At 64.0% G+C, this 23,332-nt stretch carries 22 protein-coding genes; 8 read left to right on the forward strand and 14 right to left on the reverse strand.

The genetic code is table 11. The features are described 5' to 3' along the window. Positions 1-35: 35 nt before the first annotated feature. On the forward strand, positions 36-437 hold the full coding sequence (locus QA645_RS18855; RefSeq protein WP_254194078.1) for a RidA family protein: 402 nt from the start codon (positions 36-38) through the stop codon (positions 435-437). Positions 438-448: 11 nt separating this feature from the next. After that, a complete protein-coding gene (locus QA645_RS18860; RefSeq protein WP_283052140.1) occupies positions 449-859 on the forward strand; it encodes an NUDIX domain-containing protein in 411 nt (136 codons plus the stop codon). A 154-nt stretch (positions 860-1,013) separates the two neighbouring features. Here the strand turns inward: QA645_RS18860 and QA645_RS18865 are convergent, their stop codons facing one another. After that, the gene (locus QA645_RS18865; RefSeq protein WP_283052142.1) at positions 1,014-1,418 is read right to left on the reverse strand and encodes an ACT domain-containing protein; all 405 of its coding nucleotides are present in this window, start codon (positions 1,416-1,418) and stop codon (positions 1,014-1,016) included. A gap of 199 nt (positions 1,419-1,617) precedes the next feature. On the opposite strand from QA645_RS18865, the gene QA645_RS18870 reads away from it, so the two are divergent. Further along, a complete protein-coding gene (locus QA645_RS18870) occupies positions 1,618-1,773 on the forward strand; it encodes a hypothetical protein (protein ID WP_254194075.1) in 156 nt (51 codons plus the stop codon). Between the two features lie 16 nt (positions 1,774-1,789). Here QA645_RS18870 and QA645_RS18875 read toward each other — a convergent pair whose 3' ends face one another. Next, positions 1,790-3,079: a DNA polymerase IV gene (locus QA645_RS18875; protein WP_283052145.1), complete on the reverse strand. Its 1,290-nt coding sequence runs from the start codon at positions 3,077-3,079 to the stop codon at positions 1,790-1,792. After that, entirely contained in the window at positions 3,076-3,387 is a 312-nt protein-coding gene (locus QA645_RS18880) for a DUF3572 domain-containing protein (protein WP_254132017.1), read from the reverse strand. The genes QA645_RS18875 and QA645_RS18880 overlap by 4 nt, the downstream gene beginning before the upstream one ends. 263 nt (positions 3,388-3,650) lie before the next feature. On the opposite strand from QA645_RS18880, the gene QA645_RS18885 reads away from it, so the two are divergent. Both QA645_RS18885 and QA645_RS18890 read left to right on the forward strand, forming a co-directional pair. Beyond that, on the forward strand, positions 3,651-4,016 hold the full coding sequence (locus tag QA645_RS18885) for a response regulator (RefSeq protein WP_008566616.1): 366 nt from the start codon (positions 3,651-3,653) through the stop codon (positions 4,014-4,016). A 14-nt stretch (positions 4,017-4,030) separates the two neighbouring features. Beyond that, positions 4,031-5,404 (forward strand): PleD family two-component system response regulator, encoded by a 1,374-nt coding sequence (locus tag QA645_RS18890; RefSeq protein WP_254132016.1) that lies wholly within the window; start codon positions 4,031-4,033, stop codon positions 5,402-5,404. 426 nt (positions 5,405-5,830) lie between these two features. Here the strand turns inward: QA645_RS18890 and QA645_RS18895 are convergent, their stop codons facing one another. The 3 genes from QA645_RS18895 to QA645_RS18905 form a co-directional block, all read right to left on the reverse strand. Continuing rightward, positions 5,831-6,685 carry an arylamine N-acetyltransferase gene (locus QA645_RS18895; RefSeq protein WP_283052150.1) on the reverse strand — a complete coding sequence of 285 codons (855 nt, stop codon included), beginning with the start codon at positions 6,683-6,685 and terminating at the stop codon, positions 5,831-5,833. Between the two features lie 324 nt (positions 6,686-7,009). Then, positions 7,010-7,423, reverse strand: coding sequence for a hypothetical protein (locus QA645_RS18900; protein WP_283052152.1), 414 nt, complete (start codon positions 7,421-7,423; stop codon positions 7,010-7,012). A 273-nt stretch (positions 7,424-7,696) separates the two neighbouring features. Next, positions 7,697-8,308, reverse strand: a complete 612-nt coding sequence (locus QA645_RS18905) for a TetR/AcrR family transcriptional regulator (protein ID WP_283052154.1) — start codon at positions 8,306-8,308, stop codon at positions 7,697-7,699. A 141-nt stretch (positions 8,309-8,449) separates the two neighbouring features. Here QA645_RS18905 and QA645_RS18910 point away from each other — a divergent pair, with 141 nt between their 5' ends. Continuing rightward, positions 8,450-9,688: an MFS transporter gene (locus QA645_RS18910; protein WP_283052156.1), complete on the forward strand. Its 1,239-nt coding sequence runs from the start codon at positions 8,450-8,452 to the stop codon at positions 9,686-9,688. A gap of 1 nt (position 9,689) precedes the next feature. On the opposite strand, the gene QA645_RS18915 is transcribed toward QA645_RS18910, so the two are convergent. The 4 genes from QA645_RS18915 to QA645_RS18930 all read right to left on the reverse strand — a co-directional run bounded on the left by QA645_RS18915 (position 9,690) and on the right by QA645_RS18930 (position 14,752). Beyond that, the gene (locus QA645_RS18915; RefSeq protein ID WP_283052158.1) at positions 9,690-10,928 is read right to left on the reverse strand and encodes an acyltransferase; all 1,239 of its coding nucleotides are present in this window, start codon (positions 10,926-10,928) and stop codon (positions 9,690-9,692) included. Positions 10,929-11,067: 139 nt separating this feature from the next. Beyond that, the gene (locus tag QA645_RS18920; protein WP_283052160.1) at positions 11,068-12,921 is read right to left on the reverse strand and encodes a tetratricopeptide repeat protein; all 1,854 of its coding nucleotides are present in this window, start codon (positions 12,919-12,921) and stop codon (positions 11,068-11,070) included. A gap of 213 nt (positions 12,922-13,134) precedes the next feature. After that, positions 13,135-13,302, reverse strand: a complete 168-nt coding sequence (rpmG, locus tag QA645_RS18925; RefSeq protein WP_057756569.1) for a 50S ribosomal protein L33 — start codon at positions 13,300-13,302, stop codon at positions 13,135-13,137. Positions 13,303-13,426: 124 nt separating this feature from the next. Further along, complete coding sequence (locus QA645_RS18930) at positions 13,427-14,752, reverse strand: LLM class flavin-dependent oxidoreductase (protein ID WP_283052162.1); 1,326 nt, start codon at positions 14,750-14,752, stop codon at positions 13,427-13,429. Positions 14,753-14,955: 203 nt separating this feature from the next. Between QA645_RS18930 and QA645_RS18935 the strand changes: the two genes are divergently transcribed. Together QA645_RS18935 and QA645_RS18940 are read left to right on the forward strand one after the other, a co-directional pair. Further along, positions 14,956-15,495 (forward strand): hypothetical protein, encoded by a 540-nt coding sequence (locus tag QA645_RS18935; RefSeq protein WP_254132008.1) that lies wholly within the window; start codon positions 14,956-14,958, stop codon positions 15,493-15,495. 66 nt (positions 15,496-15,561) lie between these two features. Continuing rightward, positions 15,562-16,932: a metallophosphoesterase gene (locus QA645_RS18940; protein WP_349253185.1), complete on the forward strand. Its 1,371-nt coding sequence runs from the start codon at positions 15,562-15,564 to the stop codon at positions 16,930-16,932. A gap of 18 nt (positions 16,933-16,950) precedes the next feature. Here QA645_RS18940 and QA645_RS18945 read toward each other — a convergent pair whose 3' ends face one another. Genes QA645_RS18945 through topA form a run of 4 tightly spaced genes read right to left on the reverse strand, consistent with a single transcriptional unit; the run spans position 16,951 to position 23,287 of the window. Continuing rightward, positions 16,951-17,700, reverse strand: coding sequence for an NUDIX domain-containing protein (locus tag QA645_RS18945; RefSeq protein ID WP_283052167.1), 750 nt, complete (start codon positions 17,698-17,700; stop codon positions 16,951-16,953). A 33-nt stretch (positions 17,701-17,733) separates the two neighbouring features. Then, positions 17,734-18,174: a DUF983 domain-containing protein gene (locus QA645_RS18950; RefSeq protein ID WP_254132005.1), complete on the reverse strand. Its 441-nt coding sequence runs from the start codon at positions 18,172-18,174 to the stop codon at positions 17,734-17,736. Beyond that, the gene (gene rnr, locus QA645_RS18955) at positions 18,168-20,519 is read right to left on the reverse strand and encodes a ribonuclease R (RefSeq protein ID WP_283052170.1); all 2,352 of its coding nucleotides are present in this window, start codon (positions 20,517-20,519) and stop codon (positions 18,168-18,170) included. Before rnr ends, QA645_RS18950 begins: the two co-directional genes overlap by 7 nt. Before the next feature lie 8 nt (positions 20,520-20,527). Further along, positions 20,528-23,287: a type I DNA topoisomerase gene (gene topA / locus QA645_RS18960; RefSeq protein ID WP_283052172.1), complete on the reverse strand. Its 2,760-nt coding sequence runs from the start codon at positions 23,285-23,287 to the stop codon at positions 20,528-20,530. Between the last annotated feature and the right edge of the window lie 45 nt (positions 23,288-23,332).

Raw genomic sequence — 23,332 nt, forward strand, 5'->3', positions numbered from 1 at the left:
GCTCCCCCTAACGACAAACTTCAGGGAGCCAGCCCATGCCGAAGCTCGACCATCTCCGTCCCAGCGGCCTGCACCACAATCCCGCTTATTCCCACGTCGTCACCGCCTCCGGTGCGCGCACGATCTACATCTCCGGCCAGGTGTCGGTGGACGAGGAGGGGCGGATCGTCGGCGAGGGCGATATCGCCGCGCAGACCACGCAGGTGATGCAGAATCTCGGTCATGCATTGAAGGCGGCCGGCGCGAGCTATGCCAACATCGTGAAGATCACGACCTTCGTCGTCGGCTACAAGCCCGAGCTGCGCCCGATCATCGGCAAGGCCCGCTCGGTCTTCTTCGAAGGCATGGAGCCGCCGGCCTCGACGCTCGTCGGCGTCTCCGCGCTTGCGGCGCCGGAGTGGCTGATCGAGATCGAGGCGATCGCAGTCACGGATTGAGTGGGAAGACCATGATGTCGAAAGATTCGATCCGGATCGCGGCAGCGCTGATGAGCCGGAGCGATGGGCATGTCCTGCTGGTCAGGAAGCGTGCCACGGAAAGCTTCATGCAGCCGGGTGGAAAGATCGAGGCCGGTGAGCATCCGCAGGCCGCGCTCAGGCGGGAATTGTCCGAGGAGCTCGGGATCGAGGTCGATCCGAGTGAGATGACCTATGTCGGACGATATTTCGCGCCTGCCGCGCACGAGCCTGGCCGGTTGGTCGATGCGGAAATCTTTCGCATCGCCATCGCGCGGTCGGTCAATCCCGGCGCGGAGATCGAGGAAATTCTCTGGCTGGACCCCAACGCGCCTGGATCGGTCAAGCTCGCACCGCTGACACGCGACAAGCTGCTCCCGCTGTGCGCGCGGCCGGCCCCGTAGCCTCCGCTCCAGCAAAAACTGGAAAACAACCCCATGCACAGTAGAGGCGCGGTCCGGCGCGGATTTCGTGTTTGGCGAATTCTATTTGACGCGTCGGGCAAAACAGGGGCATGATGTCATGCTGGCATTTTTCCGAAAGCGGTGAGAACCCGGGCTACGAAGCGTTCCCGGATATCGCTTGCAGCATGGTTATCGCCTCGTCGGCGCGATCCACAGGCACGAAGAGATGGTCGTGATGGAACGCCGAAACCGCGTTCACGCTGATGCCGGCCTTGGCCAGGCGCGCCGTGATCGCCGCTAGAAATCCCACGGCGTCGAGTGCGGAGTGAACCGTGAGGGTGATCAGGCTGGAGGGGAATGCGTAAGGCAATCCTGCCGCTTCGGCTTCTTCACGCAGAACGACCAGCGTCGTCCCTTCCTGCTCGCGGAACGTCAGCCGCGGATTGAGTGCTGCGGGAATGGGGGCGTTCGGCGCGATCGAGCAGAATACGAATGTGCCCGGCTGCAGCTCCGGCTTCATGTTGTTCAAAAGCGCATCGAGATCGCGTTCGCCCGTCACGGTGCCGGCCTCCAGATCGGCAAGATCGTTTGAGCCGCTGCGAAGCGATTGGCGCCAGCGGCCGTTGAAGCGAGATGCAACATACCTTTGTATATCCTCTGTAATCCTTCTGATGCGCTGATCTTACGCTGGTACAATTGAGCGACGGCGGAAGATTCTGACAATCTGAGTCCACGCGGGTCACTGCGAGGAAGCTCAAATGAACGTCGTCATTCGAAAGCTCAACGGCTTGTGGCACCTCGTCGTCGGGTCCAGTCATATCCGAACCCCGTTCCTGGAAACCCAGGATCGGCAGTTGGTCGTTCAATATGCCCGGCGCGCCTATCCGGGTGCGCTGATCTTCGAACGCGACTGACTTGAGCAGGAGGCCATCACTCCTCGGCCTTCTCCGGCCCCTCATAGGCGATGCCGCGGATCACGGCGGCACTGCCGAACTTCTTGCGCAGGGTGTCCACGGCACGCTCGGCATGGGCGGCGCGGCGGTCGAGCATGTCGGTGTCGTCGGCGGGGGAGCCGTCGCGCAGCGCGCTGACGCCGGCGCCCATCAGGCGGAAGGCGGTGCCGTCGATCTCCTTCGCCAGCATCTCGCGGCAGATCGAGAAGATTTTTGCGGCAAGCTGCGTCGGCGCCGCGATCGATTGCGAGCGGGTGCGCTGGCGGAAGTCCGCGGTCTTCAGCTTCAGCGTCACGGTCGAGCCGGCGAGCTCGCTGCTCTTGAGCCGCGACGACGTCTTCTCGCACAGCCGCCACAAGATCTTCTCCAGCGACGCGAAATCGCGGATGTCGGTCTCGAACGTGGTCTCGCTCGAAATCGTCTTGGCGCCGCGATCGGCCTCGACACGGCGGTCGTCGATGCCGCGGGCGAGCCGCCACAGCCGGCGGCCGTCGCTCGGAAATTGCCGCATCAGCTCGATCTCATCGGCCTTTTGCAAATCGGCGATGATGCGGAAGCCACGTTGCAAGAGGCGCTCCTGCGTCGCAGGTCCGACGCCAAAGATGAAGCCGACCGGCCTCGAAGCCAGCATCTCGCGCGCTTCCTCCTGATCGAGCGCAGCAAAGCCGCGCGGCTTGTCGAGATCGGAGGCGATCTTGGCCAGAAACTTGTTGCAGGACAGCCCGACCGAGACGGAGATGCCGACGTCGCGCTCGACGTTGCGCGCAAAGCGCGCCAGCACCTTTGCCGGGATCATGCCGTGCACGCGCTCGGTGCCGGAGAGATCGAGAAAGGCCTCGTCGATCGAGAGCGGCTCGACCAGCGGCGTCAGCGCCTGCATGGCCTGGCGCACCTCGCGTCCGACCCGGACATATTTCGCCATGTCAGGCGGGATCACGGTCGCATGCGGGCAGGCCTCCAGCGCTTTGAACATCGGCATCGCCGAGCGCACGCCATAGGTGCGTGCGATGTAGCAGGCCGCCGACACCACGCCGCGCTTGCCGCCGCCGATGATGACGGGCTTGTCGGCGATATCAGGGTTGTCGCGCTTCTCGACCGTCGCATAGAAGGCGTCACAATCGACATGGGCGATGGTCAGGTTCGCGAGCGCGCGATGGCGGACGAGGCGAGGGGAGCCGCAGGCGGAACAGCGCCGCACGGCCACATCCAGATCGGCCAGACAATCCCGGCAGAAGCAGCGGGGCCCGGCCGGGTCGGCGGCGCTCACGGCACGTCGCGCTCCCAGGTCCGGTCGCCGAGCGCATCGCCCAGCACCTGCCGCGCTGCGGCAACGTTGGTCGGGTGCAGTTCCGAAACCTTGGCAAAAGCCTTCACGGTGTCGTCATCGCGCAGCACGAAATCGAGCACGCTGAGCAGGAAATTCGGGTTCGAGGCGGCGTTCCGGAGCGTCTCCGGGCCGACCCCTGTCTCAGCCAGGAACAGGCCCAGCCGCTCGGGCTCGCCGGCCACGAAGGAGAGCGCCTGAATCGCAACGATTTCAGCGACTTCGCGAGGGTTGTGAACAGGCTTTTTCACGGGCCCGGTTTGCCTTTCCGTTAACTTTCGGTGTCTACTTTGGAATATGCCCGAGTCTTGGGACTGAGTCTTCGATTGAGTCTTGGGCTTCAGTCTTGCCGCCTCAGACAAGCAACTGGAAACCACATCGCAGAAAGTGGCCCCTCGGGTTTAACGAAACTAGAGCGAATCTGAGGCTAGTTTGAATCCAGTTTTCGAAGCGCCGGAAAGCGGTGCCTCAGGCGTCACATGCATCGGTCTTCAGGACCAAACAGGAGGGCGGGATGGCTAAGACCGTCCTGATCGTGGAAGACAACGAGCTCAACATGAAGCTCTTCCGCGACCTGTTGGAGGCGCACGGCTACCAGACCTCGGGAACCAGCAACGGCTACGAGGCGCTCGACCTCGTGCGCAAGATGCGGCCCGACCTCGTGCTGATGGACATCCAATTGCCGCAGGTCTCTGGCCTGGAGGTGACGCGCTGGATCAAGGACGATCCGGAGTTGCGCGCCATCCCCGTCGTCGCGGTCACGGCCTTCGCGATGAAGGGCGACGAAGAGCGCATCCGCGAGGGCGGCTGCGAAGCCTATTTGTCCAAGCCGATCTCGGTCGGCAAATTCATTGAGACGGTCCGGCGTTTTATCGGATAGGAAGTGAGTTCACAGTGTCCGCGCGTATCCTGGTTGTCGATGACGTTCCCGCCAACGTCAAACTGTTAGAGGCCCGTCTCTCCGCCGAATATTTCGACGTGATGACCGCTTCGAACGGCACCGAGGCGCTGGCGCTGGCCAGCCGCGCCGAATGCGACATCATCCTGCTCGACGTGATGATGCCCGACATGGACGGCTTTGAAGTCTGCCGCCGCCTCAAGACCGATCCGGCCACGCACCACATTCCCGTCGTGATGGTCACCGCGCTCGACAGTCCGTCCGACCGCAATCGCGGACTGGAAGCCGGCGCCGATGATTTCCTGACAAAACCCGTCTCCGACGTCGTGCTGATCGCGCGCGTGCGCTCGCTGACGCGGCTGAAGATGATGACGGACGAGCTGCGCATGCGCGCCATCACCTCGCTCGAGATCGGCATGCAGGCGCCCGAGCGCAGTGCCATCGCCGATGCGGGCAAGGGCGGCCGCATTCTGCTGGTCGACGACCGGCCGTCGTCCTACGAGCGGCTGGCGACGATCCTCGCCGCCGAGCACACCATCGACGTCGAGCCGAATCCGACCGAAGCGCTGTTCCACGCCGCCGAGGGCAATTACGATCTGCTGATCGTCTCGCTCGATTTGAACAATTTCGATGGCTTGCGGCTCTGCAGCCAGGCGCGCTCGCTGGAGCGCACGCGCCACGTTCCGATCCTGGCGATCGCGGAAGCGGAAAACGCCACGCGGCTGCTGCGCGGCCTCGAGATCGGCGTCAACGACTACCTGCTGCGCCCGATCGACAGGACCGAGCTCCTGGCGCGCGCCCGCACCCAGATCCGCCGCCGCCGCTACACCGATCATCTGCGCGACAACGTGCAGAACTCGATCGAGATGGCGATCACCGATGCGCTCACCGGCCTGCACAATCGCCGCTACATGGAGAGCCATCTGGCAACGCTCGCCGAGCAGGCCTCGACGCGCGGCAAGCCGCTGGCGCTGATGATTCTGGACATCGACTATTTCAAGTCGATCAACGACAATTACGGGCATGATGCCGGCGACGACGTGCTGCGCGAGTTCGCCGTGCGCGTCCGCAAGTCGATCCGTGGCATCGATCTCGCCTGCCGCTACGGCGGCGAGGAGTTCGTGATCGTGATGCCGGAGACCGATCTGCACGTCGCCGGCATGGTCGCCGAGCGTTTGCGCCGCTCGATCGCGGGCGAGCCGTTCGCCGTCCACAAGGGCACCAAGCGCATTGAGGTCACGATCTCGATCGGGCTCACCACGCTGGAGCAGAAGGGCGAGGCGGTGGCCGACGTCCTCAAGCGCGCCGACACCGCGCTCTACCGCGCCAAGCACGACGGACGCAATCGCGTGGTGTCGCAGGCGGCGTGAGCTAAGGGGACGTTGGTGCACGCCTAACACTCAGCTGTCGTCCCGGCGAAGGCCGGGACCCATAATCACGTAGTGCAGTTATTGCGTGACTTGGTAACTCCGAGTCTTCGTCAAACTGTTGCTGCGGCGTATGGGTCCCGGCCTTCGCCGGGACGACGGCTATGATTGCGGCGTGCGCTTGCCTTTCACAGGTGCCGGCTTCGCATCACCATCCACATCCCGCCGCATTCCGCGACAGCACCTTCGCCGCTTCCTTCGCCGCACGCGCCGCGGGGTCGTCACGGACGAAACCTAGGCGGCGAGCCCGTATCCAGACGCGGGGCCGTGTTTGCTGCTGGCCCATCGCGACTGGCTCGCGGGGGTAGCCGGACGCCACTTCGATCGGACCGAACCGACGCAATTGACCCAGAGATGAACTTTGAAGACCTACGCAAAGAACGGATGCGGAGTGTCCCCTGTCCCTTTGTGTTTCATGACTGCAATGCAGTCCTCGATCTCCTGATTGGACAGGTTCAGCCCGAATTCGCCACATAGAACATCTTTGAATTCACGCGTTGTTGCAAGCCAGCGCTTCTCGGCGAGACCGTCCGCGTCGCGTACGGTGACTCGGGTATTGTACATCGTGATCCGGCTCTTGTTTGGTCCCGGCTTCGCCGCGATGATATTTCCCTGGTAAGGCGTCTCCGGATGCGTCGCGGTGTACCAGTTCGTGATCTCGTATTCGGCATCGTAGCGCGGATGCGGGATTACGCGATAAATGTGGTGCCAATTCTCACGGAGCTTTGCCTGCAGCGTCAGTTCGCCGTCGACATCGATGAACCGCATCAGCTCATGGGGTGTCTGCTGTTCGATCTGCGGCGCAAGCAGGAGGGCGGAGGTCGGCGCGAGGTTTCCGAAGCCGACGTCGGCGAGATAGGCACCTTCCGGCAAATCCACTTTCAGCAGCATATGGATTGCGGGGCGCGGCGCATCGATGGCCAGCCCGCGGACGACGCGCCCTTGTAAGCTGGTGATCTTGAAGCCGAGTGATCGAAGTCCGGCTCGAAACAGCATGTTCTGTTCGAAGCAATATCCGCCGCGCTTGCCGGCGATCATCTTTTGCTGGAGAGTTGGCACATCGAGCCTTGGCGGTCGCCCGAGCATGATGTCGAGTGTTTCGTAGGCAATCGAATGCGCGTGTGCAAAGATCAGCCGATTAAGCGTTTCAAGCGTCGGCGGAAGCGGGCTGGAGATACCGATGCGCTCAAGCCACGCATTCTGATCCAATACCGTGTCGGACATCGCGAGCCCCCGCCTGGTGACTGGGGCCATCCTAGGGTCGCTTCGTTCCGTGAGCAATCGGCACGTAAGATGGGTGACGTCCGAAAGTGGTCCTTCTCTGGGAAGTAGCGGCATCGCTCCACCGCATTGATTTCAGTTATCGCATTGCCGAACGATAGCTTTTCTCAAGCAAAGTCTCTCAAGGATCAGTTGATCGGCACCTGGATTTACGAGCCGGTCAAAGCCACGCGCGAGGATGGCAGTGCTTTGGAGCGCCCGAAATTCCAAGGGGCAGTCACTTACACCCCCGTGTTCAAGCAAAAGCCCTGACGCGTAGCTGTCTGATCAGTCATTCACGCCGATGTCCGTAAAGAGGAATCCCGCCGGCGTCTTGGTAAAGACGAAGATGGTGTCGCCGCAGAAGATGCCGTAATTGTCGTTGTTCTCTTGATCGCGATCGTAGACCGCCTTGCCACGCTGGATACACGCGCGATTTTTTGCCGTGAAGTCGGTCTGATAGATCTTGGCGCGAAATTGCGCGGCGTCGCGAATTTCCTTGTCGTTCATGAACGGCAATCGGCTCATACTAGCGACGGCGGCGGAATCGTTTGCTTTCAGCGCCGCGCGAAACTTCTCGATGAAGCCATCGAATTCCTTTTGCAAGGCAGGAGCAGCGACGGCTTTCTTTGGCGCCTGGGCGACGGCTGGAGCAATGTTCACGAGAGCGGTTGCGAGCACAATTCTCAGTAAAAATCTCACGGGTCGGCTCCGTCTATCGACCAATCAAGGTCTCCCGACTGATCCAAATCGATGCTCTTCTGTTGCGTCAAGGACTTTCTGGCAATCGCGCACTGGTTGTGAGATCAATACCAGCGCCTCACACTCAGCTGTCGTCCCGGCCTAGTGCGCAATTGCGCACGGGGGATCGGGACCCATAACCCCAGGGAGGGGTTATGGAGCGAGCTGGTCACTCCGAGTCTTCACCAAGCTGTTGCTGCGGCGTATGGGTCCCGGCCTTCGCCGGGACGACGGCTATGATTGCGGCGCGCGCTTGCCTTTCACAGGTACCGGCTTCGCATCACCACCCACATCCACTCCCGCATTCCGCAGCAGCACCTTCGCCGCTTCCTTCGCCGCACGCGCCATCGCGGGGTCGTCGCGGACGAGATCCTGCGCGATCGAGCCGTCGACCAGCAGCACGAGCTGTGTGGCGAGCGCGTCCGCTTCCGTAACGCCGAGCTCGGTCAGCCGCTCGCGAAACCAGACGCGGCGGCTTTCCTTGAAGGCGATGGCGATCTTCTTCACCGCGCGGTCGGTGGGCCCGAGTTCGGCGACCGCGTTCACGAACGGGCAGCCGCGAAAATCCTTCGCTGCAAAGCGCCGCTCCAGCGAATCGAAGGTGCCGAGAATCTGCTCGGCCGGCGGCTTGTCGGAGGGGCGGGCATGCACGAAGCGGCGCTCCAGATAGGCCGCGATCAGCGCGTCCTTGGACGGGAAGTGGTTGTAGAGCGTGCGCTTGCTGATGCCGATCTCGGCCGCGATGGTGTCGACGCCGATGGCGCGAATGCCCTGCAGATAGAACAGCTTGTCGGCGGTCTCTAGGATCCGCTCTTTCATCGTCTGTGGGGCGGGCGGGGGAGCCATGCGGCGACGAACATCCTCTTTACGTTCTCTCAGCTTGACAGCGTCTGCCATCTATAGACTAATTACACAGGTCTGTGTAATCAAAATCAACGTCAATTGCAGATGCCGGCGCGCGTCCAGCGCCCATGAGGGAGAAGAAAAATGCCCCTGTTGCAGGTCCTGCGCCCGACATTGCCGATCCTGATCGGCGCCTCGATCATGCTGACGCTGAGCATGGGCCTGCGGCAATCGCTCGGCATCTTCATGCAGCCGCTGACGCACGACATCCACCTCTCGGTGTCCGACTTCACGCTGGCGCTGGCCGTCCAAAACCTCGCCTGGGGCTTTCTGCAGCCGCTCGCCGGCGCGATGACGGTGCGCTACGGCTTCCGTCCGATCATGATCGTCGGCGCGCTCATGTATATCGTCGGCCTCATCCTGATGGCGACCGCGAACGGGCTCGTCGGCATCATGATCGGCGCCGGCGTGCTGATCGGCACCTCGCTGGCCTGCACCGCGGCCGCGATCGCGATGTCGGTGGCGGCGCGTGCGGTGCCGGCAACGGTGCGCTCCACCGTGCTCGGCATCGTCTCCGGCGCGGGCTCGCTCGGCGCGCTGCTGTCGGCGCCGATCGGGCAGATGCTCAACGAGGGCTTTGGCTGGCGCATCGGGCTCGCCGGCTTCGTCGTCATGTCGGTGCTGATGATTCCGGCCGCATGGTATGCCGGGCGCGTCGACGCCGTTCCGCTGCCGAAGCCGGCCGCCGACGACATCGGCGACGCCACGGCCGCGTCCGTGACAAAGGCAGCATTCGGCAATGCCTCCTTCGTGGTGATGACCTGTGCTTATCTCGTCTGCGGCATGCAGCTGGTGTTCCTCACCACGCATCTGCCGTCATATCTGGCGATCTGCGGCCTCGATCCGATGCTGAGCGCGCAGACGCTCGGCATGATCGGCGGCTTCAACGTGCTGGGCTCGCTGTTCTTCGGCTGGGCCGGCCAGCGCTGGAACAAGCTCGCGCTGCTCGGCGGCATCTACATCCTGCGCTCGCTCGCGCTGGCCTGGTACTTCATGCTGCCGGCAACGCCATTCTCGACGCTGCTGTTCGGCGCCATCATGGGCTTCCTCTGGATGGGCGTCGGCCCGCTGGTCGCGGGCGCCGTCGCCGAGATGTTCGGCCTGCGCTGGCAGGCCATGATCCAGGGCCTCGCCTTCATGAGCCACCAGATCGGCAGCTTCCTCGGCGCCTATGGCGGAGGGGTGATCTACGACGCACTCGGCTCCTACAACATGGCCTGGCGCATCGGCGTCGCGCTCGGTCTTGCCGGCGGCATCATCCAGGTCGCCTTCGCCCTGATCCGGCCGGCGCAGCCGCCGACGCCGGTGTTGAAGGCGGCGTAAGTTACGACGCCACGACGTTCACCTTCGCAGGGACGGGCAGCGGAAGGCGCAGTCCCCGGGCCAGCGCCGGGCGCGTGAAGGCCGGCTGCCGCTTCGGCAACTGTCCGAAACGCGACAGGGTCTGCATCAGCGCGGACCTGATGGCTGGCTCGATCCTCGCGCAAATGAACCAGCAGACCAGCGCGAGCATGCCGAGTGCGACCCATACGGCCGAGGTGGCATCCACCCCGGCCTCGACCAGGGCTCGGATGATCGCGGAGCCAATGACGTTGTGGGTGAGATAGAGCGGATAGGTGATCAGTCCAAGCGTTCGCAAATAGGCTGGTGCTTCGGCAGGAGCAGCGCTCGCGGAGCGCCTGTTCCGGTGCGCGGCACGGGCAATGAGGAGAACCGCGGCGGCCCAGACCATGATCGGCACAAGAGCTGATTGATCCGCGATGGCGGGTATGGACGTCAAAAAGAAAGAGGCAAAGACATAGATCTCGACGGCGCCCGAAACACAGGTGACGGCAATCGCGACCTGTTCGAGCGCCGTCAGTTCTCTGTTCGCGGAAATGAACAGCCAGATGCCCAGCGCAAAGAAGCAGCCATGGCTCAGCAGGAACGCCGCGCACGGCACCCGAAACATCAAGATGACGAGATAGGGCAGGTCGGACGGCGTCGTGCATGACGCGACCAGCAGCGCGACGGCGTTGAAAATTGCGCTGTAGATGGTGAGACCCCAGGCGAGGTGCCGCAAGGTGATCTTCCTTGTTAGCATCGCGCAAAACACGAGGCCATAAAACGCGGTCTCGGCCGCCAGCGTCCAGTAGACCTCGTCGAGCCATTCACCCGTGACGCCCTTGGGAACCATCAGCATGGCGTGGATGTAGGGCAGAACGAGTTCGGATGCCGGTCCGCTTCCGAAGAGAAGCAGAACGAGGAAAGTCGCGGTGGCGCAGACCCAGACCGCCGGATAAAGCCTGAGCGCGCGCCCCAGAAGAAACTCGCCCGGCGAAGACTGGCTCGCGGAGTTCGCGATGACGAAGCCGGAAATGACGAAGAAGATCTCGACGCCGACCCAGCCGAACCATGTGAAGGGCGCAGCCGATGGGTACAGAACATCGGCGGCGACGGTGCGCTCGAAACCCGGGACGCCGATCGAAGTCCAGGCCCAGGACCAGAACATCTGGTGAAAAATCGCGACTCCGAGGGCGGCGGCGAAGCGCAGCGGATCCAGCAACGGCAAATGGCTTTTCACGGGAATGAACCAGATTCATGCAACGATCCCGCTGGAGATATTGGATCGCCTCATGACGCTCTTTGACGTGGGTCACACTTGCTTCGTCGCTCGGGCGGCGGGTTCAGCTCTCGTGCCCCGGACGCAGCCCGCATCCGGATCAGGCTGTCAGGAGCGACGACCGATCCTGCCTGGCACGCCACGCGGCGACCTGCTTCTCGAGTTCGACGCGAACGTCGTCTACGACGCTCGTCCAGTCGCCGCGCTCGGGTTGCCTGAACAGCCGCATTGACCGGTACCACGGGCTGTCATTGCGCTTGAGCAGCCAGCGCCAGTCCGGATTGAACGGCACCAGCGTCCAGACGGGCGCTGCAAGCGCACCGGCGAGGTGGGCAACGCTGGTGTCGACCGAGATCACCAGATCGAGGCACGACATCAGCGCGGCCGTTTCGCTGAAATCCGTCAGATGTTGCGTGAGGTCGACGATGTCGGGGCGTTCGCTGAGGAAGGTCCGGTCCTGATCCCGGCCCCCTTTTTGCAAGGAGACGAACTGGACGTCGCAATCGAGCAGCGGTGCAAGCGCGCGCAGCGCCATCGATCGGTTGTGGTCGTTCTTGTGTTCGGGATTGCCCGCCCAGACCAGGCCGACGCGGAAGCGGGGGCGGGGGCCAAGCCGATCTTCAAGCCGCTCTTGCCACGCCTTCACGCGCGCCGCCGGGGGCGCAGGCACATAGCCGTGCGCATAAGGGATCGTATCGAGTCGTGTCCCGAACGCCAACGGCAGCGTTCCCAGAGGGCAGTGCAGGTCGAACGCCGGCGTCGACGATCGGCCGACACAGTCTGCGACCCCGGCGATGCCGCCGAGACACTGCTGGATCGGCGGCTCGACCTCCAGGATGACCTTGGCGCCGAGCGCGGCGACCATCGGCACGTAGCGCGCGAACTGGATCGCATCGCCCAGTCCCTCGTCGGAGTGCAACAAAATGGTCTTGCCTGCGATCGGCAGGTCGCCACGCCAGAGCGGTCTTGAAAAGCCGCGATCGATCAGGCCGACCGAGGCAAGCCGCCAACGCGCCTCGCGCGCGAGCCAGCCGCGCGCGAAGTCTCCGGTCAAGAGCTGCAGCGTCGCCAGATAGAACAGCGTCTGTGCATCGTTGGGGGCGGCCGCGAGCGATCTGTGCAGCGTCGCGAACGCCTCATCCAGCAATTGCAGATGCAGCAACACCACGGCCTTGTTGTTGAGCACGGCATGAAAATCGGGGCGAAGCGCCAGTGCGGAATCGAAGCAGGCAAAGGCCTGCTCCAATCGGCCAAATCGCCAATGCAGCAGGCCGAGATTGTTGTGCGTCTCGGCGAGGCTCGGGTCCAGCGCGATGGATTTTTCGTAGTCGGCTTGCGCGTCCTCGAAGCGGTCGACGTTCGAGAGGCAGACGGCCCGCATCTGGTACAGGGCTGCGGAGTTTCGATTGAGCCGCTCGGCGATATCGAAGCATTCCAGGGCTTCCGCATGCCGGCCGAGCTCAAGCAGCAGCATGCCGCAGTTTTGCGCCGGCTCCCAATATTGCGGATCGAGCTTCAGGGCCTGCCGATAGTGCAGCACGGCCTCGTCGTTCTGCCCGAGTTGCCAGAGCAGATTGCCGAGGTGATTTTGGAGGACCGCATCATCAGGCCTGAGGCTCAACGCCCGGCGATAGTACTGCCGTGCGTCCTCGAGCTTACCTCGCCGCTCCAGCACCGTGGCGAGGCTCAGGAGGTACTCTGCCTTCGGCGACTGCTGGACGGCGCGCCCGATCCATTCCACGGCGGCGTCGGGCTGCTGCGCGTGAAGACAGAGCACGCCGAGCAGGTGAAGGGCATCCGGGTGCTGCTCGTCCAGCGTCAGCGCCTGCTGGCAGCACAGCTCGGCCTCGGCGATCCGTCCCGATTGAAGATGTGCGAGGCCCGCCTGGCACAGCGCGGCGGGCGTCACCTGTCCGGATGGTGTGGCCGCGGCGGGGCGCTCTCTGAGATTCATGAACGGCTGGGGATTGATCCGAGGCAGCCTCGCAATTGAAGCCAGCGAGGCTCTTCCCTCTAACCACGCCAGGATTTCGCGAGGCTGACGGCGGTGCGTCGTCGAGCCCGCAGCGCGCGGAGAGCTCCTCGGAATGACGGCGTGGAGAGAGAGGGGCCCAAACGAAAACGGGGCCCGTCAGGGCCCCGCAAAAGTCTTCAGTGGTCCGAGATCTTACTTGATCTTGGCTTCCTTGAATTCGACGTGCTTGCGCGCGACCGGGTCGTACTTCTTCTTGACCAGCTTGTCGGTCATGGTGCGCGAATTCTTCTTGGCGACGTAGTAGAAGCCGGTGTCGGCCGAGGACACGAGCTTGACCTTGATGGTGACCGCTTTGGCCATGTTCTGAACCTCAGAATATTGGGGAATCTGGAGCCGGCCAAACGGCCCGCGTTGGCCGGCAACCTAGCCAGAAACCGCCTGATGTCAAGGTTTTACACCCTGAAAACCACTCAAATCGGGCTCATCAGGCCTCGAAGAAGCGGTTTTTCGGCCGGGGAAGGCCCAGATTCTCCCTCAAAGTGGCCCCTTCATACTCTTTCCGGAAAATCCCGCGCCGCTGCAGCTCCGGGACGACCTTGTCGACGAAATCATCGAGCCCGGCCGGCAGGAACGGGAACATGATGTTGAATCCGTCCGAACCGCGGCCGACCAGCCATTCCTCCATCTGGTCGGCGATGGTTTTCGCGGTGCCGACGAAGGACAGCCCGCCATAGCCGCCGACGCGCTGGGCGAGCTGGCGCACGGTGAGCTTGTCGCGTTTGGCGAGGTCGACCATGCGCTGCCGGCCGCTCTTGCTGGCGTTGGTCTCGGGGATGTCAGGCAGCTGTCCGTCCGGATCGAAGCCGGAGGCATCGGTGCCGAGGATCACCGAGAGCGAGGCGATGGCGCTGTCGTAATGCACGCGGCTGTCGAGCAGGGCTCGCTTCTCCTTGGCCTCATCGACGCTGTCGCCGACCACGACGAAGGCGCCGGGCAGGATCTTCAGGTGCTCGGGATCGCGGCCGACCTTCTCCATGCGGCCCTTGATGTCGGCATAGAGCTTTTGTCCGTCGGCGAGGCTGCCGCCGCCGGTGAAGACGGCTTCCGCGGTCTCGGCGGCGAGCTGCCTGCCGTCCTCGGAGGCGCCGGCCTGCACGATCAGCGGCCAGCCCTGCACGGGGCGGGCAATGTTGAGGGGGCCGCGGACTTTCAGATATTTGCCGTTGTGGTCGAGCACATGCATCTTCGCGGGATCGAAGAACAAGCCGCTCTCGACGTCGCGGATGAAGGCGTCATCGGCGAAGGAATCCCACAGGCCCGTAACGACGTCGTAGAACTCGCGGGCGCGCTTGTAGCGCTCGGCGTGCTCCATATGGTCGTCGAGGCCGAAATTCAGCGCCGCATCCGGGTTCGAGGTGGTGACGATGTTCCAGCCCGCGCGACCGCCGCTGAGATGGTCGAGCGAGGCGAAGCGGCGGGCGACATGATAGGGCTCGTCGAACGTGGTCGATCCCGTCGCGATCAGGCCGATGCGCTCGGTGACGGCGGACAGCGCCGAGAGCAGCGTGAACGGCTCGAACGAAGTCACGGTGTGGCTGCGCTTGAGCGCGTTGACCGGCATGTTCAGCACGGCGAGGTGATCGGCCATGAAGAAGGCGTCGAACTTGCCGGCCTCGAGCTTCTGGATCAGCGTCTTGATGTGGCCGAAGTTGAAATTGGCGTCGGGCCAGGCCCCGGGATAGCGCCAGGCGCCGGTATGGATGCTGATCGGGCGCATGAACGCGCCAAGCTTGAGTTGCCGTTGTGCCATCGCGCCCAAAATCCTGTTCTGGTGTCGTTGGGCAAAGACATAGGCACGCTCGGGAACTCCGCCATCGGGGCAGGCGGGAAGAATTTTTTGTTTTTCGCGACAGGCTCAGCACAATCGCGTCATTCCGGGGCGGCGTGCGGCGGTGGCGGTCGAACCATCCCGCCGCTCAGCCCGACCAAGCCATGACCCGTGAGGAGACTTCAATGGCAGTTGCAATGACCGTGGACGGCATCGTCCGGATCGACCGGCCGATGCCCTGGTTCGGCCGGCTGCTGTCGCTGCCGCTGCTGGCGGCGAGCGCCTATCTGCTGTGGAATGTCGGGCTCGGCCTGCGCCAGGATTTCTCCGGATTCGGCAGGCTCGCCGACGACCTCGTGCCGGTGCTGGTGTTCACGGGGCTCGGGCTGCTCGTCGGCATCCCCGGCGTGATCCTGCTCACCTTCCGCACCTACGTCATGCTCAACGAGGCGCTGCGCCAGATCGTCATCACGCGGCAGTTCGGGCCGCTGAATATTCGCAAGCAGCGTGATCTCGCCGACTATCACTTCATCAGCATCACCGACGACTACGATCCCGAGCTGACGACCTACGACGTCAATCTCTGCGGCAACAAGGGCACCGAGCCGATCACGCTTCAGAGTTTTACCAAGCGCGAGGAGGCGGACAAGCTCGCGAGCGAGATCGGCCGCGTCTTAAAACTGCCGGCGCGCGACTATGTCGGCACCGAGCCGGACGCGGAGTGATCAAGGCCGGGTTGCGATCCATTCCGGAAATTGACATCCTCGCGGCAGAATCCGCGATGGAAGACCATGACCTCCGCCAAAAATTTCATTCCCGCGCTGCTGCCGCGCAGCAAGGGCCACCAGTTTCTGTTGTATGGCGATGCCTGTTCGGGCGTGCCTGGCGCCTTGCACGAAAAGACCTTCGCGTCGGTCAACGCAGTCGTACAGCGCCTGAGGCCGCAGCCTGACTTCATTCTCTTTCCGGGCGACGAGATCATCGGACTTACGCCTGATCCGGACGCCCTGCGTGCGCAGTGGCGATATTGGCTGGACACGGAAATGGCCTGGTTCGACCGTGCCGCCATTCCGATGTGGCACACCACCGGCAATCACACGACCTACGATGTGATGAGCGAGGCGATGTTTCGCGACGTGCTCGACCTGCCGGACAATGGGCCACCGGGGCAGACCGGTCTTTCGTACTTCGTGCGGCGCGGCGACCTCCTGATGGTGTTCGTCCACACGCTCTGGAGCGGCCTTGGCGGTGAGGGCCATGTCGAACTCGCGTGGCTCGAGGCCACGCTTCGAGACCATCGCGATGCCCGGCATAAGCTCGTTCTGGGCCATCATCCGGTGTTTCCCATCAATGGCTTTACCGGGACGTATCAGCGCGAGATCGGCCACGAATATTCCCGCCCGTTCTGGAACATCCTCGTGAACGAAAATGTGCTGGCCTATCTGTGCAGCCACATCCTCGCCTTCGACGTGCAGGCACATCGCGGCGTTCTCCAGATTTGTACTGCAGGCGCGGGAACGGCGCACAGGATGCCGGAAGGCGTGGAGTATCTGCACTGCATCCAGGCCGCGCTCGACGACGAAGGCCTGCGCTACCAGGTGCTCGATACCGACGGCGTCGTCAGGGAGAGGCTGGAATGGCCGCTGCCCGATGCTGATCCCGCCGGGTGGAGAGAGCTACAGCCCGGAAATGTCGAAGCGCCTTTCAGCGGAGAGGTGAAAAGCGGGCGCCGGATCAAGCTGAGGCTCGTGGGGCAAAGCGCTGCGGCTGATGTTGCAACGGCGCAGACGATCTTCACGGCCTTCGAACCCAGCTCGATCGCGCCGTTCTGGCTTGGCACGCGCGGACCGCGGCAAACCCTGACAGCCATCGTGGGTCGTCAGCCGGGGCGAAGCCCGACCTATTGGTTCGGACCGGATCTTTCGCCGGGCGAGGGCTTCGATATTTACGTCACGATGTACCCGGACATGGGTCCGGGCGGTCTGTTGTATCGCCGTCACGACTCCGCGCGCTGGTCGTCCTTCACCTCCGCGACGGCGCAGGGGCTGGAGCAGCTGTCATGGCCCCGGCATTGGGCGATCGGCCACGGACAAGGGGGCCGCGAAGATCGTGCCTTCAGAGGCGCTGCGCTGAGCGTCCTCATCGCGTCAGACGGGAATTGATGGCGGCGTGCGGCGACGTCAGCCCAAAATATCCTTCTGCATCTTGCCGCCATAGAAATGGAAGAACGGCACCGGTGCGTCGTGGCGCAGCGGGCCGGTGGCAAGGCGGGTGTCGAGCTCGTTGAGCACATTCCGCGTCATGGGATGCAGATCGGCGAGCGGCTTTGAGCCGAGCTCGACCCAGACCAGTTCGACCAGCTCCGCATCGGCATGGATCACGCCCTCGACGTGATGGGTGATCGCGGATGCATCCGCGGTGAAGAAGCGTGTGTCGAAGCGCTTGACGCGGCCGGGTGGCGTGATCGCGCGCGCGATCAGGAACAGGCTGGACGGATCAGGCAAGAGGCCTGCGTCCGCGAACGGCTTCCAGGGGCCTTCGAGCTTCGCCTTGCCCTCGGACTTGCGCCCGAGGCAGAGGCCGGTTTCCTCGCAGGCCTCGCGGATCGCGGCGATCGCCAGCGATTTTGCGCGCGAGGCCGGCGTCTTCGGGCTGCCCTTGGCGAGATTGGCCTCCAGCTCGGTGGTGATCGGGGCTGCAACCGGCACGCGATAATCGTCCTTGTCGACGCGGCCGCCGGGGAAGACGAATTTTCCCGGCATGAACACCACCTTGTCGTGGCGTTTGCCGACCAGCACCTTCGGAACGGCGCCGCTGCGATCGACCAGGATCAGTGTCGCCGCATCCCGGGGACGGAAATAGGGATGGTGGTCGGCTTCCTTTTCCTCGTGGACCTTGGCCTTCTCGGCCGTCTGCGCCGTATCGCTCATATCCTCACCCAAACCGCTTTTTGCTTATTTTGCTTACACAGGCGGAATACCATCCGGCGGGTTCTCGTCAAACCCGTGCATGCGCAGAGCCCATTGCAAGCCGACCACAGCTCCCTTCACCGGCTGCAACAGCCCGAGGGACGCGAAGAAGGTGAAGGGCAGATAGGCCGCAAAGGTCAGCCAGCCCGGCGTCGTGTAATTGGTCTCGATCCAGAGGATCGCAGGCACGGTGATGTGGCCGACGATGACGATCACGAGATAGGCGGGCAGGTCGTCGGCGCGATGCGGCGTGAAGTCGAGGCCGCATGTCGCACAGTTGTCCGCGGTCTTCAGGAAGGCGCGGAACAGTTTGCCTTCACCGCAGCGCGGGCAGCGGCTGCGAAAACCGCGCTTCATCGCTGCCCAGACATCGCGCTTCTCGACGAGGCCGGTCTCGCGCGTCCAGATCTTCGGGGCTGTGCTCATGGTCACCATGCCTTGCCCTTCTTGCTCTTGCCCTTGTTCTTGCCTTTGCCCTTCTTCGGCTTGCCGGATTTTGGCTTCGACGGCTTGCGTTTTCTGTCCGGGCTGCGTCCGGGGTGCGCCTTGAGCGAGGGACGGCGTTGCGGGCCAGCCTGCCTGCGGTCGCGCGGCGCAGTTGCGCTATCCGACGACAGCAGCTCAAAACGAAGCGCGCCCGCGACGGGGGCCGCTTCGATCAGGCGGACGTCGACGACATCGCCGAGCTGGTACATGGTGCGGCTGCGCGTGCCAACCAGCGCGTGACGGCCCTCGTCATAGTTGAAATATTCCGTGCCGAGGGATCGGATCGGAATCAGGCCGTCGGCACCGGTCTCGCTCAGCTTGACGAACAGACCGGCGCGGGTGACGCCGGAGACGCGGCCCTGGAAACTGGCGCCGATGCGGTCGGCGAGGTGATGCGCGATCAGGCGGTCGACCGTCTCGCGCTCGGCCTTCATCGCGCGCCGCTCGGTCAGCGAAATATGGGCGGCGACTTCGCCGAGGGTTTCCGCCGTCTCGCTGTCGGGCAGGGCGCCTTCGCCAAGCCCAAGCGCGCGGACCAGCGCGCGATGCACGACGAGGTCGGCATAGCGGCGGATCGGCGAGGTGAAATGCGCGTAGCGGCGCAGGTTCAGGCCGAAATGCCCGTAATTCTCCGACGAATATTCGGCCTGCGCTTGCGCGCGCAGCACGACTTCGCTGACCAGCGGGAAGTGGTCGTGGCCTTCGAGCTGGGCCAGCACGCGATTGAACAGCGCGGGGCGCAGTGCGCCGCCCTTCGCGAAGGGGACGTCGAGCGTCTTCAGAAATTCCTGGAGCGCATGGACCTTCTCCAGCGTCGGCTCGTCATGCACGCGGTAGATCAGCGGGAGCGATTTCTTCTCCAGCATCTCGGCCGCCGCGACGTTGGCGAGGATCATGAACTCCTCGATCAGCTTGTGCGCATCGAGCCGTTCAGGAATGACGACACGATCGACGGTGCCGTCGCTCTTGAGGAGGATCTTGCGCTCGGGCAGATCGAGATTGAGCGGATCGCGCTCGTCGCGGGCGCGCTTGACGCAGGCGTAGGCTGCATAGAGCGGCTTCAGGATCGGATCGAGCAGAGGGCCGGTGGTGTCATCCGGCCGTCCGTCGATCGCGGCCTGCGCCTGGGCGTAGCTCAGCTTGGCGGCCGAGCGCATCAGGATGCGATGGAACGAGTGCGAACGCTTGCGCCCGTCCGGGGCAATGATCATCCGCACCGCGAGCGCGCCGCGCGGCTCGCCCGGCACCAGCGAGCAGAGATTGTTGGAGATGCGCTCGGGCAGCATCGGCACGACGCGGTCGGGGAAGTAGACCGAGTTGCCGCGGTCGAGCGCGGCGCGGTCGAGCGCGGTGCCCGGCTGGACGTAGAAGCTCACATCGGCGATCGCGACATCGACGATGAAGCCACCCTTGTTGTTCGGATCGGGATCCGGCTGCGCGTGCACCGCGTCGTCATGATCCTTCGCATCCGGCGGATCGATGGTGACGAGGGGGACGTCGCGCCAGTCCTCGCGCCCCCTGAGGTTCGCCGGCTCTGCGGCCTCCGCTTCGCGCTCGGCGGCGGAGGAGAATTGCAGCGGGATGTCGTGGGCGTAGATCGCGATCAGGCTGATCGCCTTCTCGGACTTGACCGAGCCGAGCTTCTCTTTCACCCGGCCTGAGGCGAGGCCAAAGCTGCGGGTGCGGACGATGTCGACGCTGACGAGGTCGCCGTCCTGCGCGCCCTTGGTGTCGGCGGCGGCGATGTTCAGCTCGCGGTCGGCGGACTTCTTGTCGACCGGGATCAGCCGTCCGCCGCCGTCGGGCAGCTCACGGAACACGCCGAGGATGCGGCTCTTGGTCTTGTCGAAGACCTTGATGATGTGGCCGCGATAGGCCGGGCCTTCGCTCTCGTTGGTCGGCTCGACCCGCAGCAGCGCGCGGTCGCCGACGCCGGCTGCGGTGCCGGGCTTCGGCCGGCGCGGCAGGATGATGAGGATCTTCGGCGGCTCGCCGCTCTCGACCTCGTCCCATTCGGCAGGAGAGGCGATCAGTTCGCCGTCGGCGTCGCGACCGGTGATGTCGGCGACCAGCGTCGCCGGGAGAGTGTCCGGCTCCGAGACCGTGTGGCGTTTCTTCTTGATGGTGCCGTCGTCGGCGAGCTCGCGCAGCAGGCGCTTGAGCTCGATGCGATCGGCGTTCTTCAGGCCGAACTCGCGCGCGATGTCGCGGGTCCCGACCTTTCCTGGATGTGCCTTGATGAAGGCGACGATGGCTTGCCTGTCGGGAAAGCCATGGTCATTCTTGCGTTTCACTTAACCTCTTAAGTCGTGCCGGCACTCTTCTTGGCCGGAGCTTTGGCGGCGGACGCCTTGGTCGGCGACGTCTTGACTGCTGAAGTCTTGGCGGTCGACGACACGGCTGCGCGTGCCTTGCTGGTGGAATCGGATTTGGTCTTGGCCGCCTTCTTCGCGGCCGGTTTCTTCTTCGGCGCGGCGTCGTCGCCGTCGGCGGCCTTCGCCGCGGCCTTCTTAGCCTTGGCCGGCTTGGCCGCCTTCTTCGCCTTGGTCTTGCCGCCGCCCTTGGCCGCGCGCTCGTCGATCAGCGCGATCGCCTGTGCGATCGTCACCGTGTCCTTTTCGAACTCTGCGGGGATGGTCGCGTTGACGCCGCCGGCGGTGACATAGGCGCCGTAGCGGCCGCTCTTCACGGTGACGGTGCCGAGCGTCGGATGATCGCCGAGCGCCTTGCCGGGATCGGCGCCGAAGCGGCGGCTCGGCCCCTTGGCGACCTTCTCGGCAATCAGCGTCACGGCGCGATTGAGGCCGATGTCGAAGACCTCGTCGCCGGCCTCGAGGCTGGCATAGGTCTTCTCGTGCTTGACGAACGGCCCGAAGCGGCCGAGGCCCGCGGTGATCGGCTCACCGGTCTCGGGATGCTTGCCGATCTCGCGCGGCAGCGACAACAGCTTCAGCGCAAGCTCGAGCTCGATGTCGGAAGGGGAGGTGCCCTTCGGGATGCCCGCGCGCTTCGGCTTCTCGCCTTCCTCATAATCCTTCTGCTCGCCGAGCTGGATGTAGGGGCCAAAGCGGCCGGCCTTGACCCAGACATCGCGACCCGTATCGGGGTCCTGGCCGAGCGAACGGTCCGCGGTGGTCTCGCTGTCGGCGGCGAGCTGACGGGTGTAGCGGCATTCCGGATAGTTCGAGCAGCCGACGAAGGCGCCGAACTTGCCGGCCTTGAGGTTCAGCCGGCCATTGCCGCAGCTCGGGCACTGCCTGATGTCGCCGCCGTCGGCGCGCGGCGGATAGATGTGCTGGCCCAGCATGTCGTCGAGCACGTCCAGCACCTGGGCGACGCGCAGATCCTTGATCTCGTCGACGGCGCCGATGAAGCCGGTCCAGAAGTCCTTCAGAACCTGCTGCCAGGAGATCTCGTTGTTGGAGATGCGGTCGAGCTGCTCCTCCAGATTGGCCGTGAAATCGTATTCGACGTAGCGGTTGAAGAAGCTTTCGAGGAACGCGACGACGACGCGGCCCTTGTCTTCGCCGTGCAGGCGCTTCTTCTCCAGCTTGACGTAGCCGCGGTCCTTCAGGACCTGGAGGATCGAGGCATAGGTGGAGGGCCGGCCGATGCCGAGCTCTTCCATGCGCTTGACCAGCGACGCTTCGGAGAAGCGCGGCGGCGGCTCGGTGAAATGCTGGGTGACGGAGAGCGAGTCCCGCTTGATCGCCTCGCCCTGGCTCATGGCGGGCAGACGGCGGGAATCCTCGTCCTCCTCGTCGTCACGGCCTTCCTGGTAGAGCGCGAGGAAACCGTCGAACTTGACGACCTGGCCCGTGGCGCGCAGCTCCAGCGTGCGCGCACCTGCCTTCGCCGTGATGTCGACGGTGGTGCGCTCCAGCTCGGCCGATTCCATCTGGCTGGCGATGGTGCGCTTCCAGATCAGTTCATAGAGCCGCGCCTGGTCGGCATCGAGCTTGCGGCTCATGCTGTCGGGGCGGCGCGACATGTCGGTCGGGCGGATCGCTTCGTGCGCTTCCTGGGCGTTCTTGGCCTTGGCCTGGTACTGGCGCGGCGCGTCCGGCACGTAGGCGTTGCCGTAATCCTCGCCGATCACCTTGCGCGCCTGGGTGATCGCCTCGGGGGCGATCTGCACGCCGTCGGTACGCATATAAGTAATGAGTCCGGTGGTCTCGCCGCCGATGTCGATGCCTTCATACAGGCGCTGGGCGATGCGCATGGTGTGCGCGGGCGCAAAGCCGTATTTGCGGCTGGCTTCCTGCTGCAAGGTCGAGGTGGTGAAGGGCGCCTGCGGATTGCGGCGCGCGGGCTTTGCGTCGACTGACGTCACCGCGTAGGTCGCGAGTTCCAGGGCCTTCTTGAAGTCTTCGGCTTCCGCGCCGGTGCCGATGTCGAGGCGCTGGATCTTCTTGCCGTCGGCGCCGACCAGACGCGCCTCGAAGGCGTCGCCGCGCGGCGTCAGCAGCGTTGCAATCAGCGACCAATATTCGCGCGGGACGAATTTCTCGATCTCGAGCTCGCGGTCGCAGACCAGCCGCAGCGCGACCGACTGCACGCGGCCGGCCGAGCGGGCGCCCGGCAGCTTGCGCCACAGCACGGGGGAGAGGGTGAAGCCGACCAGATAGTCGAGTGCGCGGCGCGCCATATAGGCGTCGACCAGCGCACCGTCGATCTCGCGCGGATGCTTCATCGCGTCCGTGACGGCCTGCTTGGTGATAGCGTTGAACACCACGCGCTCGATCTTCTGATCCTTCAGCGCGCGCTTCTCTTTCATCACCTCCAGCACGTGCCAGGAGATGGCTTCGCCCTCGCGATCAGGGTCGGTCGCCAGAATCAGGCGGTCGGCACCCTTCAGGGACTTGGCGATATCGTTGAGCCTGGAGGCCGCCTTGGGGTCGACCTCCCAGATCATCTTGAAATTGGCCTCGGGATCGACGGAACCGTTCTTCGCCGGCAGGTCGCGGACATGCCCGAATGAGGCCAGAACCTCATAGGACGAGCCCAAATACTTGTTGATCGTCTTGGCTTTCGCCGGCGACTCCACAATGACGATATTCATGTAGTTCCAGTAACTTACGGGGAAATATGGGGCCGAAATCGACGA

It is taken from the genome of Bradyrhizobium sp. CIAT3101 (assembly GCF_029714945.1).
Classification (GTDB): domain Bacteria; phylum Pseudomonadota; class Alphaproteobacteria; order Rhizobiales; family Xanthobacteraceae; genus Bradyrhizobium.